Origin of the sequence: Bacillus cereus group sp. MG16 (assembly GCF_040459875.1) — a bacterium.
In the GTDB taxonomy this organism is placed as follows: domain Bacteria; phylum Bacillota; class Bacilli; order Bacillales; family Bacillaceae_G; genus Bacillus_A; species Bacillus_A paranthracis.
This window is the reverse complement of sequence record NZ_JARVHE010000001.1, coordinates 2,374,544-2,388,903: the sequence shown is the minus strand read 5'-3', so window position 1 is coordinate 2,388,903 and position 14,360 is coordinate 2,374,544. Positions and strand designations below refer to the sequence as shown.

Sequence of the window (14,360 nt, the reverse complement as noted above, 5' to 3'; positions counted from 1 at the left end):
GCTGATTGCTCTTTGAAATATTTTATTAACTTGAGTATGAAAGAGTTTTTTTTACATATCGTTTGTTCGCATTATCATCTGTCAAAAATGAAGTTGTGTAATGAATAATATTCCCGTTATCATATGTGAATATATGCTCTAACTTATTTTCTTCTGTTAATACTATTGGTAAGTATTTTGGTAAATTGCTAACTACACCTCTATTATCCTTATTTAATATCCAATCAATTTCTTTCCATTCTAATAATCCTTCCGCCGTACTTAATGGCGTGTCCATATGTACTCCATCTGGCAGATCAGCAAGGAATACATACATTCCTTCACTACCTCGAGACTCGTCCTTACTTTTAAAAACCACATTCCCTTTATACGTTACACTTGGAAGATCTATGCCTGTTTCCTCAAGCGTTTCTCTAATTATTCCTTCATATGGCGTTTCATTATCTTCAATTTTTCCACCAACACCATTCCACATTCCCATATTTGGCTTTTTATTTCTATTTAATAGCAGTATTTTATCGCTTTTTCTAATAAAACAAATTGTGTACTTGTACATACAATCATTTCCTTTCATTTTCACATGAGTTATTTGGCTTATTTTTAAGTAAAAACACTCGCCTTACAATTCCTTACCACATAGTATATAGTACAACTTTCATGCGTAAATACTTTACGTCAAACGAGAGAATCCTTTATAGAAAGGAGAATTTAAAATCGATAATATAAGCAATGAATTTCTAAACCAATATTACGACAGCCTTGTGTGGCTTAAAGATACACACTGGTTCGGTGTTCCAATTTGTAAACTTCCCTCTGATCTCTTTTTGTATCAAGAAATCATTTATGAATTAAAGCCCGATTTAATTATTGAATGCGGGACATTTCATGGTGGTAGTGCACTATATTTAGCTTCTATGTTAGATTTAATTGGAAAAGGTCACGTACTTACTATTGATCTAACTCCGCAGCCAAATCGCCCATCACATAATCGGATTACGTATTTAACAGCTTCTTCTGTTTCTGTACAGGCCATCCAAACAATAGTAAGTATGCGCAAACCTGATGATGTGATTTTAGTTATTTTAGATTCTGATCATAGTAAAGAGCATGTATCCAAAGAACTTTTACTATATAAATCTATCGTCACTACTGGAAGTTATATGATTGTAGAAGATACCTCTATTAATGGAAATCCGCTTCTTCCCGATTGGGGGCCTGGCCCAATGGAAGCGGTTGAAGAGTTTTTAGCTACAAACAACAATTTCATAATCGATGAATCTAAGCATAAGTTTTTCATATCGTTTAACCCAAAAGGTTTTTTAAAGAAGATAAAGTGAAACGTTAATAAGTGGGGATAGAGAAAACCCCACTTATTCTATGATCTTCATTTTTGAAAAAGGATAATATACAAATTCCACTTTGCCTATTATATTATCTTCTTCAATATATCCTAAACCGTTTCGACTATCTCTACTAAGTTCACGATTATCTCCCATTACAAATAATTTATTTGGTGGGATTTTTGTCTTTTGAAAGTTATAAAACACTTGCGTATTATTGAATAAATCTTTATTTGTATACGGTTCTTCTTGTTTTTTATCATTTACATATACAGATCCATTCGTTATGTTAATTACGTCACCAGGAAGTCCTATTACTCGTTTTACATAATATTTCGATTCATCCTCTTCCTTTATAATGACAATTTCTCCATGCTCTAAATCGGAAAAATGTACTGCTGCTTTATTTACAAATACGTAGTCTTCTTCATATAAAGTCGGTTGCATCGATTTCCCTTCCACTTTACATAAAGTAAAAGAATGATAAGCCATTACCAAAACAAACACGAAGAGTATGTATTTCCCCCAACCTCTCTTAATCTCCTGTTTCATATCCATTCCCACCTTATTCAAACGCTTTTTAAATCAAAAATATATCACTGCACCATATGTCTCCATGCAGTGATATTATTTTTACTGGGCCTTGTTCGGCTGCTCTACTGGGACTGGATTTCCACCTGCTCTTTTCGCTTTCAATTCAAAATACGCATCCAAAATCTCTTTACCAATCGCGGAATTAATTCCTGATTTGTCATCATTTACCCATGGTACAACAACTGAAAAAGCTACTTCCGGATCAGCATCATACGGCGCATAACCGGCAAGAGTTAAATTATAACATTTTTTTCGATTATTGTTTTCATCTCTTCCAATTTCACTTTCTCCGCCATACACAGTTTCAGCTGTCCCTGTTTTTCCAGCTGGTTTATACGGTAATCCTTTAAACGTTGCAGTACCTGTTCCGTCATTCTCTTGAAAAACTCTTCTAAATCCTTCTTTTACATGATTAATGTATGAAGTGTTCATATCTACTCGATTTAAAATAACTGGTTCAATAGATCGAATAACTTTTCCAACATCCTCTGGTCTATGTGGTTGCTCTCTCACTTCTTGCACAATTTGCGGTTTCATTCGATAACCACCGTTTGCAATGGTTGAAATATATTGAGCAAGTTGAAGCGGCGTATATGTATCGTATTGTCCAATCGCATAATCAAGTAAAAAACCAGGTATGTTATCCGTTCTACCCATTTGACCAATCGATTCATTCGGCAAGTCAATACCAGTCGGTACACCTAAGCCAAATTGTCTAAAATAGTAGCGCATTTTATTAAATGTTTCTTGTTTAATATCTAATGGATTGTTTGGCACATAATTTATACCTGCCATTTTTAATGCTGTATTAAACATATATACGTTTGATGAAACTTGTAAAGCTCTTAAATCATCAATATCACCAAAGTCTTTCCACGATTTCTTCGGCTTAGAGCTTCCTTTAAAATACATGGGTGCATCAAAGAAATGCGTATACGGCTTAATTGTGTCAGTTTGATAGCCGGCTAATAATGTAGCCCCTTTCACAGTTGACCCTAACTCATAAGAACTTGTCATCGTCCCTAAAGCATAGTCTTCTATTTGCATCCCGCCATCTTTATTTACAATTTTCTTTCCTGCCATCGATAAAATTTGACCGTTTTTCGGATTCATCATTACAACGAATGCACGATCCATCATCGGCTCTGCAGAATGAAATGCTCGTAAATTCTTTTCAAGACTTTCCTCTACTTTTTTCTGTAACTCCATATCTACTGTTAACATTAAATTATTTCCACTTTTTCCTTCAGTCACTTTTTCTGTCCGGATTATATTTCCTGCTTTATCTGTAATGCTTCTAGATTGCTCTTTCGTTCCATGTAATGCGTCTTCATATTGCTTTTCGATGTAACTCTTACCAATGCGGTCATTTCGGTTATAATCACGTACTAAATAATAATCTAATTGTTCCCTTGGCAATCCTTCATTTTCAGTAGAAACGCTACCAAGAATAGAACGAAGTATTTTATCATTTGGGTATTCACGTTCCCAGTCCACTGTCGTATCCACTCCTGGCAAGCTTGCCAATCTTTCACTTACGACTGCATATTCATTTTGACTTACATCTTTTTTAACAATTTGCGGCGTCATTTTATATCCCGCATTCATTTTGCTTTTAATTGCTAGTACTTCTAGGTCTTCTTTTGAAAGTTCGCTTAATTCTTCTTGTGTAATTCTTTCCCTACGTAACTCTTCAACTTTTTTATCTAATTCTTTCCCTTCTATCTCCTGCTTCCTAAATTTACTCTCATCTTCTTTCGTTACTTTTTCTGCTGCCCGCTTTTCATTTAATTGCATCCAAAAATCCTTTTTATCTGTTTCTGTTAACTTGTCTATATCCTCTGGCGACATTTCAATTAACTGGGCTAACTGTCTTGCTACTTGTAAAACTTCTTTCGAATCTACTCCTTTCATTTTCGTATATGTAACGGTTCGTAGTGGTTTATTATTTACAATCACCTGACCTTGTCGATCGAACATTTTCCCTCTAGGAACAGGTGTACTTACCGTTACGTCTTCCTTTTTGTTCACTTCATTTCTATACGTTTCTCCATCAATGATTTGTACTTTACCTAATTGAATTATAATAGCTGAAAATAAAAGAAAGACAATAAAAAATAGTACATTTAACCGAAAAGGAATATGAGTCTTTTTCTTTTTCGATTGTTTCTTCTGCTCCTTTTTCTGTCTCATTTCGCTCCCTCGCTTCATTCTATTAACATTTCTACATAGAACCATTATGTATCAAATTTATTTATATGATATATATAGAATTTTATATTAATTACAAAAGAAATAAAAGATTTAATTTTCAGTTTTTTAATTTTATATCCTATTTATTACCATTCCCTTATTAAGGAATAACATGAATGTTATTCTAAAAGAAAGGTTGTATACTTAAGAAATAAATCAATAAAAGACATTACTAAGGAGAAAATGAAATGACAGATTCATTCACAATTCATACTAATGCGCCTCATTGTTTAAACTTTATGATTTACATTCAAAATATTTATCTCAATCAAAAAGAGAAAACAGGGAATTTACGTTTTCCTTATATAGCAAGACAATTCAATTTCTCTACTAACTTTGAAACGAATTTCAAAAAATTATGGCATACACTTCGCAAACAAGTTGCTAATGACAAATATGATTCGCAAATTTTTTATGATGAAAATTATATGTTTTATGAGAAGCTTTTTGATAATCATTTATGTAATGAAGAATTATTCAAAGAATTAATATGTAGTTTTAAAGTATGGTGGACTAGCATAGCAGGTCAGCTTTCATTAGAGTGGTCTGTAAGTGAGTATAGTACGCAACTTTATAATGACTTAGTTTTATACCTAAGGCAGCACCAAATAGAACCTTTACAACAGCTACATATTAGCTTACTTTATGACGACTGTATATTCGTTAAAGAAAACATTTCTTTCTATTCGGCTATTTTGCCAACTAAAACCTTTTTTATAGGTTATAGAGATGTGGTTGCTACATTATCGAAATGCTTTAAACTGTGATTCTCCAAATAAAAAACTGAGGCGGATACCTCAGTTTTTTTGATAATTTATTTTATTGAAGATAATCCTTCAACAAATTCACCAATCTTATTTTGAAAAACATAATCAAAGTTATATTCTTGCCCTGTTAATTCTTCATTTACTAAGATGGTTGTTGCTCCTACTTCTCTCTTTGCGATTTCTGGGAATGAAGCGACTGGTTGTACTTTTAGTGACGTTCCCATAACGATAAGGACATCTGTTTCATATAAACGTTTGACCGCATTTTGATATTGCGGCAATGTATCTCCGTATAAAACAACGTCTGGATTTAAAATGAAATTACACTTCTGACAGCGCGGCACTTCATGATCAATCATATACTGCAAATCATATCCCGTTTTACACTTCGGACAATGTGCTGTTTGAAGCGTTCCATGTAAATCAATAACATGTTTACTACCACCTAATTGATGTAAACCATCAATATTTTGCGTTAAAATCGTAATATCTTTCCCTTGCTCTTCTAGCTCTGCTAAAAAGCGATGCCCACGATTTGGTTTATATTGATGAAACGTATTGATTTGAAAGATTTCTTTATAATGCTTCCAAAATTCTTTCGGACTTCGGTTATAGTACCCTCTTGATAAGTACATCTCCACATTCGCATCAGCATACAATCCATTTGCCGAACGAAAATCTGGTATACCACTTTCCGTACTTGCACCAGCTCCTGTTAATACTGTAATTTTCTTCGCTTTTTCTAAAATCAAACGTACTTCTTCAAATTGTTGCACAAAAATCACCTCTATGTATATTGCTATACTTATTATACCAGTTGTTTACAGGAGGTGTCGTGCAATTCATTCTACTTAATGGGTCGTGCCACCAACCTCTACAATATCCACCTCAACGGTCGTCGTTACCTCAACTGCCAACTCTATCCCTTTACGAATAGTAGAAAGTGACATACTCGGTTGCCCTGGATAATTACTCGCTTGCTCTGGTAAAAACGGAATATGAACAAACCCGCCTTTTATTTTCTGATCCTGTTTCTCTAGTTCATGCATGAGACCATAGAATAAGTGATTACAAACGAATGTACCTGCAGTTTGTGAAACGGAAGCCGGTATGCCCTCTTCCTGTAGTCTTTTTACAATTGCTTTCATCGGAAGTGTAGACCAATAAGCAGCTGGTCCTTCTTCTACGACCGGTACATCTACCGGTTGGTTTCCTTCATTGTCAGCAATTCTTGCATCATCAATATTAATTGCGACACGCTCTATCGTAATATTTGGTCTGCCCCCAGCCTGTCCGATACATATAATTATTTCTGGGTTTAGTTCATCTATATATTCTTTTAAAACTTTTATTGATTTATGAAATACAGTTGGGACTTGTTTACTAATAATCTTGTATTCTCCGATTGTTTTTTCATGCAAACTTTTTGCGACTTCCCAGGCTGGGTTGATGCTTTCTCCGCCGAACGGGTCAAATCCTGTTAATAATACTGTTTTCATAGTTTTCTCCTCCTAATTAGAAACGATATACAAGGCCGTACATAATAAACATATTAATAATAAAAATGGAAAGAGCAATTGGTACCTGTGCTTTAATAACGGCATTTTTATCTTTTAGTTCTAAAAGCATTGCCGGAACGATATTAAAGTTTGCTGCCATTGGCGTAAGTAGCGTTCCGCAATATCCCGCAAACATACCAAGCGCTGCCATAATCGCTGGGTTTCCTCCGTGCATTTGAACAATTAAAGGTAAACCAATTCCGCCAGTAATAACAGCAAACGCTGCGAAAGCATTTCCCATTACGACTGTGAAAAGCATCATTCCTAAACAGTACGCCATAACAGCAACGAACGGATACTCTGTCGGTAACACTTGGCCGACTAAATCAGAAACGACTTGTCCAACGCCAGATTTTGCGAAAATACCGCCAAGTGCCGCTAACATTTGTGGTAAAATAACAGCCCAGCCGACAGCTTGTAATAGTCTGCTTCCTTCTTGTACAGGCGTTGTTATTTTCGATTTTGTAATACGCATTGCCGCAACGAATGCAAGTAATGCTCCTAATGCTAATGCTACTAGCGTTACTTTATCTGGATCAACAAGAGAAACATTCCCCCATTTGATTTTTCCTAACGTTAACGTACCGATAATTGTAAAAATAGGTATTAAAAGTGCAGGCATAAAAATTTTATTTTTTAATTTCTCCGCATGTTTCACACGTTCTTGTACTGGTACTTCTTTCTCCTCTGATTTTGTTACTTTATTTAATGACGCTAACACAACCATAGTGAGCACAATACAGCCAACGTAAAACGAAGGGATTACATTTCCGAATAAAAATGTAACTGCAAACAATGCCCAAAATAAACTAGAACCAAATCGGTTTGGATGCTCACGATCGAATGCGATACGAACAGCGATAAAGGCAACGATTATACCTAATACGTAATAGATTGTATCCATTGTGATGATGTTCATTTTATATTGCCTCCTTTTCTTCTTTTTCTTTTGCTTCCATTGTTTTCGCTATATATTTATCAAACCTTCTAAATCTAATCCAGCTTACGATAAGTGCAGATATTGCAGTTGGAATACCCCAAAGCGCCATATCCCATACTCCGACATGCATACCTACTGAATCGAAGAACCCTTTCATTAATAGAATCGCACCAGTTGCGATAAAAATATCTTCTCCGAAAAACCAAGCTGTATTTTCCGCAGCCGCTGCATTTGCTTTAATCTTTTCTCTTAATTTTTCAGGGAGCTTACCGTATTTACCTTGCGCAGCCCCTTCTGCCATCGGTGCAACGAGTGGTCTTACCGTTTGTGCATGACCACCAATATTCAGTCCAAGTGCTGCTGATGATTCTCTTATCGTAAAATATGACATTAATACTCTTCCAGTTGTTGCACCTTTTGATTTCGTTATAAGTGCTTCTGCTCTTTCTTTCAAACCGTAACGCTCTAAAATTCCGATTACCGGTAAAGTTAGTATGATAGGCATAGACATATATCTATTTTCTATGAAAAATTTACCGAACATGCTGATAACATCATAAAAGCTTAATCCTGAAACCATCCCCGTAACAATACCTGCAACCATAACGACTAATAGTGTATTTAATCTAAATAAAAAGCCCACTGCAACAAGTAATATCCCGATTAATTTCACCAATTCCAACACTTCCCCTCATTATTTTATTTCGGTGCGCATATAGAAATTTTATCATGTTCGAATGTTCTGTATATTTTCCTCGCAAATTGTACTGCTTTTTCTCCATCACCGTGTAAACAGATTGTCTGCGCCTGAACTGCTACTTTCTCACCATTCACCGAATTTACATAGCCTTCTTTCACCATTTGAAGCACTTGATTTATCGCTTCATCTTCATTTTTTATAAGCGCATTTTCTTCCGTACGACTCGTTAATGTTCCATCTTGCTTATACGTACGATCTGCAAAAGCTTCTTGTACGAGAGTTATATTGTATTTTTCCGCAGCCTGTATAAACGCCTCGCTATTTGCTAATCCGTAAAGTGATAGACTTGAATTCATATGATAAATTGCCTTTGCGATTGCATCTGCAATTTCCGGATTAGTTGCCGCCATATTATATAGAGCACCGTGTGGTTTCACATGATGCATCTTCCCACCAGCTGCTTTTACAAAAGCGTCTAATGCACCAATTTGATATAAAACATAATCGTATACTTCACTTGCTGAAACGTTCATGTTCCTTCTACCAAATCCAATTAAATCTGGAAATCCGGGATGTGCCCCTATCGCAACGTTATGTTGCATTGCCTTTTCGACTGTTTGCCGCATAACGGACGGATCACCCGCATGAAAACCGCAAGCAACGTTTATAGAGGAAACGAACGGAAGAATTTCATCATCATTCCCCATTTTATAAGCGCCAAAACTTTCTCCTAAATCACAATTTAAATCAATTGTAGTCATGATATTTCCCTCCTGCACTCAGCTTCGTAAAGCGATGAACTTTTTTAATAGATTCATATTTACTTCTTTTTCTATGTACAATTGTTCCGCTTCTTCAAGCGTAATATTCTCAAACGATACATAGTCCCCCGGCTTTAGCTGGGCAATAAGAGGTAAATCTACTGAAATGATATTTCCCATTCTCGGATAGCCACCTGTCGTTTGCCTATCTGCCATTAATATAATCGGCTGTCCGCCATTTGGAATTTGAATGGTCCCATATGTAACAGAACTCGATAAAATCTCTTTTTCAACGGCTCTATTTAAAATTTCTCCTTCAACCCTATAACCCATACGGTCAGCGTAATTAGATACTTTATACTCTTTCGTAAAAAAGGCCTTTTTGCTTTCTTCTGTAAATTGATCATATTCAAAACCAGTTATGACGCGAAGTTTAGGATACTTCTTATATTTTGGGAGTACGCTACTGCTAATTGCCCATTTTGTTTTTATGCGCTCACCCTTTTGTAAGCCTTGCATGAAACGATGAGCCATTTCTGATCTTTCCCCAAGTTGAAAATAGTCTCCTTTTTTCAGCATTCTTCCTTCCATACCACCAATCGCAGCACGTATGTAAGTACTTTTGCTTCCCATCGTACGGTCAATATGGATACCACCTGCAAAAGTCACATACGCTCTGCAACCACTTTTCACTTTTCCAAAGCAAAGCATGCTACCTTCTTCCGCTAAAATGGGCCGCCATAATGGAATACGCTCACCATTTAGTAACGGTTCCATATCCGCACCGCCAATTGCGAGTAACGTCGTTTTCTTTATTAACAATTTCGGTCCCATAATCGTCATTTCGAGTCCCGCTTCATTTTCTTCATTACCAACTAACATATTGATCATCCGAAGTGTACTTTGATCCATAGCCCCGCCAACGGGTACGCCGTATTGTTGATAATGAGATCGTCCTAAATCTTGGACTGTTGTAAACATACCTGCATGCAAAACTTCTACATCCATTCTTTAGCCCCCTCAAGTGATACGTACTCTTCCTTCGTTATTGGGATAAATCGTAAATACATACCGCTTTGAATATAGGTTGGTGTTTCTTCTTCCGGATTAAATAAGGAGATTGGTGTTCGGCCAATAATATTCCATCCACCCGGTGTTTCAAGCGGATAAATACCTGTCTGATTTCCGCCGATCCCTACCGAACCAGGAGAGATTTGTAACCGTGGTATTTCTTTTCTAGGCGTTTCTAGTTCTTTTGATAGCCCTCCTAAATACGGGAACCCTGGTGTAAAGCCTAACATATACACAAAATACGTTGTTTCACTATGTATGCGAATCACATCTTCTACTTGTAAACCGTGATAATGTGCCACCTCTTCTAAATCAGGTCCATACTCTCCCCCATAACAAACGGGTATAGAAATATGTTTCACATCTCGTTTCAGCTCTTCCTTATACGTATCTAACATTCTAACTATGTATTGGCATACGTAATCATACGGTCTTATCTTTCTATCATTTCCCTTCCATACTTCATACAAATTGTAGTAAACGGCCAATGAAGTAAATGACGGAACGCATTCAATCATTCCTGTAAACGGATGTTGTTGCAACGCTTGAAATAGTCGTTGTACTTTTTCGTATACATCCATCCCGATTTCTTCACCAAATGTAACAATAATTGCTTGATCCCCTAACGCAGAAAATTTCATCCTACTCCCTCTTTCTATGCCAAAAAGCCGAGTTCTTTCGAAATGCGATTCGCTGTCTCTTTCACCTTAGCGATAAAATATGGAATGTTACTTTCGCTGTACTCAATTGCTAATCCTGAAATACTAATGCCTGCTACAACCGTTCCATCATTTGCGAAAATGGGCGCTGCTATAGCTGCTGTATGATTTTCTAACTCAGAATAGCTAATGGTGTGTCCTTCCTTTTTCGCCATTTGTAACACTTCTAGCAATTTTTTCTTATCTATGATTGTTCCATCTGCAAACTGTTTTAAATTCGTTTCCTCTATGTATTTCCGTTTCTTTTCCCCAGAAAAATACGATAGTAAAATTCTCGGACATGCACCAGCATAAAGTGGCGCTCTTCTCCCAACCGCCGTATACACACGTACAGGCTGAACACCTTCCATCTTTTCCACATAAATCGCATCATTACCATCTTGAATAATTAAATTAACTGCCTGGCCTAAACTATCTCTAAGCTCTTTCATATATGGAATCGCAATATTTCTTACTGATAGTCTTTGTGAAACAAGTTGACCGAATCGTAAAAAAACAACTCCTAGATGATATTTCCCCTTCTCATTTTTTTGTAAAAACTCCATTTCTTCTAACGAGCCAATTAAACGATAAACAGATGTTTTCGGCATACTTGTAAGCTGAACCATCTCTGTTAAACTGAGTTCTTCATGCTCATAAAACAACTTTAAAATATCCATTGTCTTAACTGCCGTTTTATTTATACTCATTCTATCTCCCTCTTGTTCCGAATTTCGGAACTTAAATTCCGTTTTTCGAAACAAACATATAATTTAAAATTATAAAATATTCTTTCAATTCTATCAATATATTTTTCAGCTACTTAACCTTTATGTAAGGTCAATACAAAATAAAATTTAGAAATAATGATGGTTCTCTTTCAAAAGCTCAAGTTATAGCAGAACCAAACGTTTAAATAAATAGGCATAAAAAAAGTATGGAAGAATATTTCTCCCATACTTTTTCTTTATAACGCTCTTACTTGTTTCAACGGCCAGAAAACAGCTTGTCCTTTTCCGACAATTTCATCTTCTGAAATAAATCCAAACATACGACCGTCTTTAGAAACTTCACGATTATCACCTAATACAAACACTTGGCCTTCTGGCACTTTCGTTTTTCCTGTAATTTGTTCTAACGTAAAGTCTGGAGTTAATACACGACCTGCTGCTTTTTCTTTAAACTCTTTTAAATATGGTTCTTCCATCGCTTTGCCGTTTACATATAAAACATCATTTTTATACTCAACTGTATCGCCTGGTAAACCAATTACTCGTTTTACTAAATCATATCCTTCTTTTCCATGGAAAACGATAATATCAAAGCGTTCTAACCCACTTATACTATAACCAATCTTATTGACGAGAACTCGTTCGTTATTTTCTAAAGTCGGCATCATCGATTCGCCTTGTACTAATGACGGTGTAAATAAAACACCGCGAATAATTGCGATTAATACAAGGGTAAATCCTATCGTTTTCGCCCATGAGAATAATTCTTTCTTCGTATTTTCCTTCATCGTTTCTCCTCTTTCTTACGTGTTTATTTTGTAATTTGAACTAATTCTTGTACTAAAGTAAGATCAATTTCAGCAAAACATGATTTCCCTTCTCTTACCGCTGTACCGACATGAGCTTGCGAAATTCCAGTTTCATTTAGCAATTGCTTTATATTTTCTTTCGTTACACCAGCTCCAACAACAAGCTGAATTTGACCATCGCTTACCTTTTGCATATCTGTAAGCACCGGAATATTATCAACTATATTCCCTTGTCCACCTGAAGTTAAGACGTGAGTCACTTTATGAAACTTCTTTAACGTTCTCATCGCTTCTACTGGATTTTCCGTGTCGTCTATTGCACGGTGATATGTGACATTTATCCCATCTACCACAGATAATAAATCCGCTAGTTTCTCTTCATCCACTTCATTTCTTTCATTTAATACACCTAATACAACACCAGCTACTCCTAAATTCTGAGCAACTACAATATCTTCTTTCATCATTTCAATTTCTTCTTCCGTATATGTAAAAGACTTCGCATGCGGACGAATCATAACGTGAATTGGTATATGTACTGCTTCTACCGCTTTTTTTATAAATGCATAACTCGGCGTTAAACCGCCTTCTGTATAAGATGAAATTAATTCAATTCGCTTCCCGCCAGCTCGTTCAATTCGTTTCACATCTTCTAAACATGTTGCAATAACCTCTAGCATGAGATAACCTCTTTTCGTGCTTTTTTCTTATTATACAGTAGGTGAAATAAGAAGCATAGCATTCTCCTATAAAACGATAAAAAGAAGAATGAAAAGAAAGATTTTTTCAATTGATAACGTGTATTGGTAACCTTATATTTTTCATATTCTACAAAAAAGGAGTAACCCCCTAGAACGCCTAACTAGGTGTCACTCCTTTTCATTTTACAAAAACACTAAATTTCTCCGCTATATTTAGTTATTTTTCTTTGTTACTTCATTATAATAATGGCTAAATGCTTCTACTAATGCGTCTACGGAAGCATACAGTTCTTCTGGAGTATTATCTACCCCTCCCATTTCAATAAGTAATGCATTTGGAGAAAGATCTTGATTATATACTCCATTCCCGCTTTTACGATCTTTAATAAAAATGCCTCGGCTTAAACCGTAATACTTCTCGTCTAAATATGAATTGATTGCCGTTACTATTTTTTTATTTTTTTCATAGTTAGGATTTTCTCGACCTAAAATAAAATAGAGTCGTGCATAATCCTTTCCATTAATCGTTTTCTTCGTAATATTTTTTCGTGCATCGTCCCTATGAAGATCAATAGGAAACATAATATTTTTATCTTGTGCTAATTTTTCTTGTAATATTTGACGAGATCCTTTGTAAGATTGGGCCCAGTTTAAATTTTTATTTCGCAGAAAGTCCCTCATATTTGTCGTATCATGTGAAACGCCTATTCCTTTTTCTTCTAACTTTTGTTTTAAATAGTTTCCGACAAACGTAATATTCACTTCATTATTTGTACTAGAGGCATCATCAGGTTTAGTAGCACCTGGAATGAGAGGAATAAACGACTCCCAACTATGTGTATGATAAATAAAAACTTTATTTTCGCCGTTATTTTGTGTATTTGAATTGTTTTCTTTCTCACTTTTTGGATGTTTAACAGCAGTACCTTTATCTTGAATATTCTCTAAAGGAATGCTGGATTCTTCAGGAATGTTCGTATAATCTGTTCCTTCCCCGGCAATTAATATTTCCGAATAAAATTGATTCATATTTGGAAGTTCTCGAGTTAATAAGCTTCGAAGATCATTTACATTAATATTTGTAGAAAGTGAAAGTAAAAAAGATTCCAAAGACGCTCGTCCTTTTTCTTTATGAAATTCTTCTGCAAAATAACGATTTTCGCTGCCTATCATATACATAAGACCTTTAGTAGAATTCGTTCCTAGTAATTGGTTAATATAATAAGATTTAAATACGTTCGAATTACTAGAAATGAAGAATGAAGTGAGAATACATATAATTGTGAATAAAAGACATATCATGACATACTTTATATTAAATATTTTCAGTTTCACTTTATTCATTTTATATCTCCCTTCATTTACTATATTCTTACGCATAATTTCCAATGAATATGATTACTAATTTAATAGGATCGTCTCAACTACTATTTTTG

The 14,360-nt window shown here is 35.3% G+C and carries 16 protein-coding genes; 2 read left to right on the top strand and 14 right to left on the bottom strand.

All coding sequences use genetic code 11. The features are described from left to right. Positions 1–25 precede the first annotated feature (25 nt). Positions 26–556 (bottom strand): NUDIX hydrolase, encoded by a 531-nt coding sequence (locus QCI73_RS12245; protein WP_087932025.1) that lies wholly within the window; start codon positions 554–556, stop codon positions 26–28. Positions 557–713: 157 nt separating this feature from the next. Here QCI73_RS12245 and QCI73_RS12240 point away from each other — a divergent pair, with 157 nt between their 5' ends. Then, on the top strand, positions 714–1,337 hold the full coding sequence (locus tag QCI73_RS12240; protein ID WP_080493756.1) for a cephalosporin hydroxylase family protein: 624 nt from the start codon (positions 714–716) through the stop codon (positions 1,335–1,337). A gap of 33 nt (positions 1,338–1,370) precedes the next feature. Here the strand turns inward: QCI73_RS12240 and lepB (QCI73_RS12235) are convergent, their stop codons facing one another. Both lepB (QCI73_RS12235) and QCI73_RS12230 read right to left on the bottom strand, forming a co-directional pair. Further along, positions 1,371–1,892, bottom strand: a complete 522-nt coding sequence (gene lepB, locus QCI73_RS12235) for a signal peptidase I (protein WP_087932026.1) — start codon at positions 1,890–1,892, stop codon at positions 1,371–1,373. 81 nt (positions 1,893–1,973) lie between these two features. Next, positions 1,974–4,127 (bottom strand): peptidoglycan D,D-transpeptidase FtsI family protein, encoded by a 2,154-nt coding sequence (locus tag QCI73_RS12230; protein WP_001249208.1) that lies wholly within the window; start codon positions 4,125–4,127, stop codon positions 1,974–1,976. 248 nt (positions 4,128–4,375) lie between these two features. On the opposite strand from QCI73_RS12230, the gene QCI73_RS12225 reads away from it, so the two are divergent. Next, on the top strand, positions 4,376–4,954 hold the full coding sequence (locus QCI73_RS12225) for a hypothetical protein (RefSeq protein ID WP_074609499.1): 579 nt from the start codon (positions 4,376–4,378) through the stop codon (positions 4,952–4,954). 47 nt (positions 4,955–5,001) lie between these two features. Here the strand turns inward: QCI73_RS12225 and QCI73_RS12220 are convergent, their stop codons facing one another. From QCI73_RS12220 to spoIIP, 11 genes are all read right to left on the bottom strand, one after another. After that, positions 5,002–5,730, bottom strand: a complete 729-nt coding sequence (locus QCI73_RS12220; protein ID WP_139302864.1) for an NAD-dependent protein deacylase — start codon at positions 5,728–5,730, stop codon at positions 5,002–5,004. 75 nt (positions 5,731–5,805) lie between these two features. Beyond that, positions 5,806–6,453 carry a pyroglutamyl-peptidase I gene (gene pcp, locus QCI73_RS12215; protein WP_353823003.1) on the bottom strand — a complete coding sequence of 216 codons (648 nt, stop codon included), beginning with the start codon at positions 6,451–6,453 and terminating at the stop codon, positions 5,806–5,808. A gap of 16 nt (positions 6,454–6,469) precedes the next feature. Then, positions 6,470–7,432 carry a DUF979 domain-containing protein gene (locus QCI73_RS12210; RefSeq protein ID WP_353823002.1) on the bottom strand — a complete coding sequence of 321 codons (963 nt, stop codon included), beginning with the start codon at positions 7,430–7,432 and terminating at the stop codon, positions 6,470–6,472. 1 nt (position 7,433) lies between these two features. Beyond that, positions 7,434–8,129, bottom strand: coding sequence for a DUF969 domain-containing protein (locus tag QCI73_RS12205; protein ID WP_113742674.1), 696 nt, complete (start codon positions 8,127–8,129; stop codon positions 7,434–7,436). A gap of 23 nt (positions 8,130–8,152) precedes the next feature. Continuing rightward, a complete protein-coding gene (gene pxpA, locus QCI73_RS12200; protein WP_353823001.1) occupies positions 8,153–8,914 on the bottom strand; it encodes a 5-oxoprolinase subunit PxpA in 762 nt (253 codons plus the stop codon). 18 nt (positions 8,915–8,932) lie between these two features. Beyond that, complete coding sequence (locus QCI73_RS12195) at positions 8,933–9,922, bottom strand: 5-oxoprolinase subunit C family protein (RefSeq protein ID WP_353823000.1); 990 nt, start codon at positions 9,920–9,922, stop codon at positions 8,933–8,935. Next, entirely contained in the window at positions 9,913–10,626 is a 714-nt protein-coding gene (pxpB, locus tag QCI73_RS12190; protein ID WP_074609490.1) for a 5-oxoprolinase subunit PxpB, read from the bottom strand. Before pxpB ends, QCI73_RS12195 begins: the two co-directional genes overlap by 10 nt. Before the next feature lie 14 nt (positions 10,627–10,640). Next, a complete protein-coding gene (locus tag QCI73_RS12185; protein WP_353822999.1) occupies positions 10,641–11,393 on the bottom strand; it encodes an IclR family transcriptional regulator in 753 nt (250 codons plus the stop codon). A gap of 257 nt (positions 11,394–11,650) precedes the next feature. Beyond that, positions 11,651–12,202: a signal peptidase I gene (lepB, locus tag QCI73_RS12180; RefSeq protein ID WP_000662493.1), complete on the bottom strand. Its 552-nt coding sequence runs from the start codon at positions 12,200–12,202 to the stop codon at positions 11,651–11,653. A 23-nt stretch (positions 12,203–12,225) separates the two neighbouring features. Next, positions 12,226–12,903 carry a copper homeostasis protein CutC gene (locus tag QCI73_RS12175; protein WP_353822998.1) on the bottom strand — a complete coding sequence of 226 codons (678 nt, stop codon included), beginning with the start codon at positions 12,901–12,903 and terminating at the stop codon, positions 12,226–12,228. Between the two features lie 234 nt (positions 12,904–13,137). Beyond that, positions 13,138–14,268: a stage II sporulation protein P gene (gene spoIIP / locus QCI73_RS12170; protein ID WP_327924096.1), complete on the bottom strand. Its 1,131-nt coding sequence runs from the start codon at positions 14,266–14,268 to the stop codon at positions 13,138–13,140. Positions 14,269–14,360 lie beyond the last annotated feature (92 nt).

Bases quoted from the DNA above. Each gene is read 5' to 3' on its own strand.
- pxpB (WP_074609490.1), bottom strand. From the start codon at position 10,626: ATGAAATTTTCTGCGTTAGGGGATCAAGCAATTATTGTTACATTTGGT.
- spoIIP (WP_327924096.1), bottom strand. From the start codon at position 14,268: ATGAATAAAGTGAAACTGAAAATATTTAATATAAAGTATGTCATGATA.
- QCI73_RS12195 (WP_353823000.1), bottom strand. From the start codon at position 9,922: ATGGATGTAGAAGTTTTGCATGCAGGTATGTTTACAACAGTCCAAGAT.
- QCI73_RS12230 (WP_001249208.1), bottom strand. From the start codon at position 4,127: ATGAGACAGAAAAAGGAGCAGAAGAAACAATCGAAAAAGAAAAAGACT.
- QCI73_RS12210 (WP_353823002.1), bottom strand. From the start codon at position 7,432: ATGAACATCATCACAATGGATACAATCTATTACGTATTAGGTATAATC.
- QCI73_RS12225 (WP_074609499.1), top strand. From the start codon at position 4,376: ATGACAGATTCATTCACAATTCATACTAATGCGCCTCATTGTTTAAAC.
- lepB (WP_087932026.1), bottom strand. From the start codon at position 1,892: ATGAAACAGGAGATTAAGAGAGGTTGGGGGAAATACATACTCTTCGTG.
- pxpA (WP_353823001.1), bottom strand. From the start codon at position 8,914: ATGACTACAATTGATTTAAATTGTGATTTAGGAGAAAGTTTTGGCGCT.
- QCI73_RS12175 (WP_353822998.1), bottom strand. From the start codon at position 12,903: ATGCTAGAGGTTATTGCAACATGTTTAGAAGATGTGAAACGAATTGAA.
- pcp (WP_353823003.1), bottom strand. From the start codon at position 6,453: ATGAAAACAGTATTATTAACAGGATTTGACCCGTTCGGCGGAGAAAGC.
- QCI73_RS12245 (WP_087932025.1), bottom strand. From the start codon at position 556: ATGTACAAGTACACAATTTGTTTTATTAGAAAAAGCGATAAAATACTG.
- QCI73_RS12185 (WP_353822999.1), bottom strand. From the start codon at position 11,393: ATGAGTATAAATAAAACGGCAGTTAAGACAATGGATATTTTAAAGTTG.
- lepB (WP_000662493.1), bottom strand. From the start codon at position 12,202: ATGAAGGAAAATACGAAGAAAGAATTATTCTCATGGGCGAAAACGATA.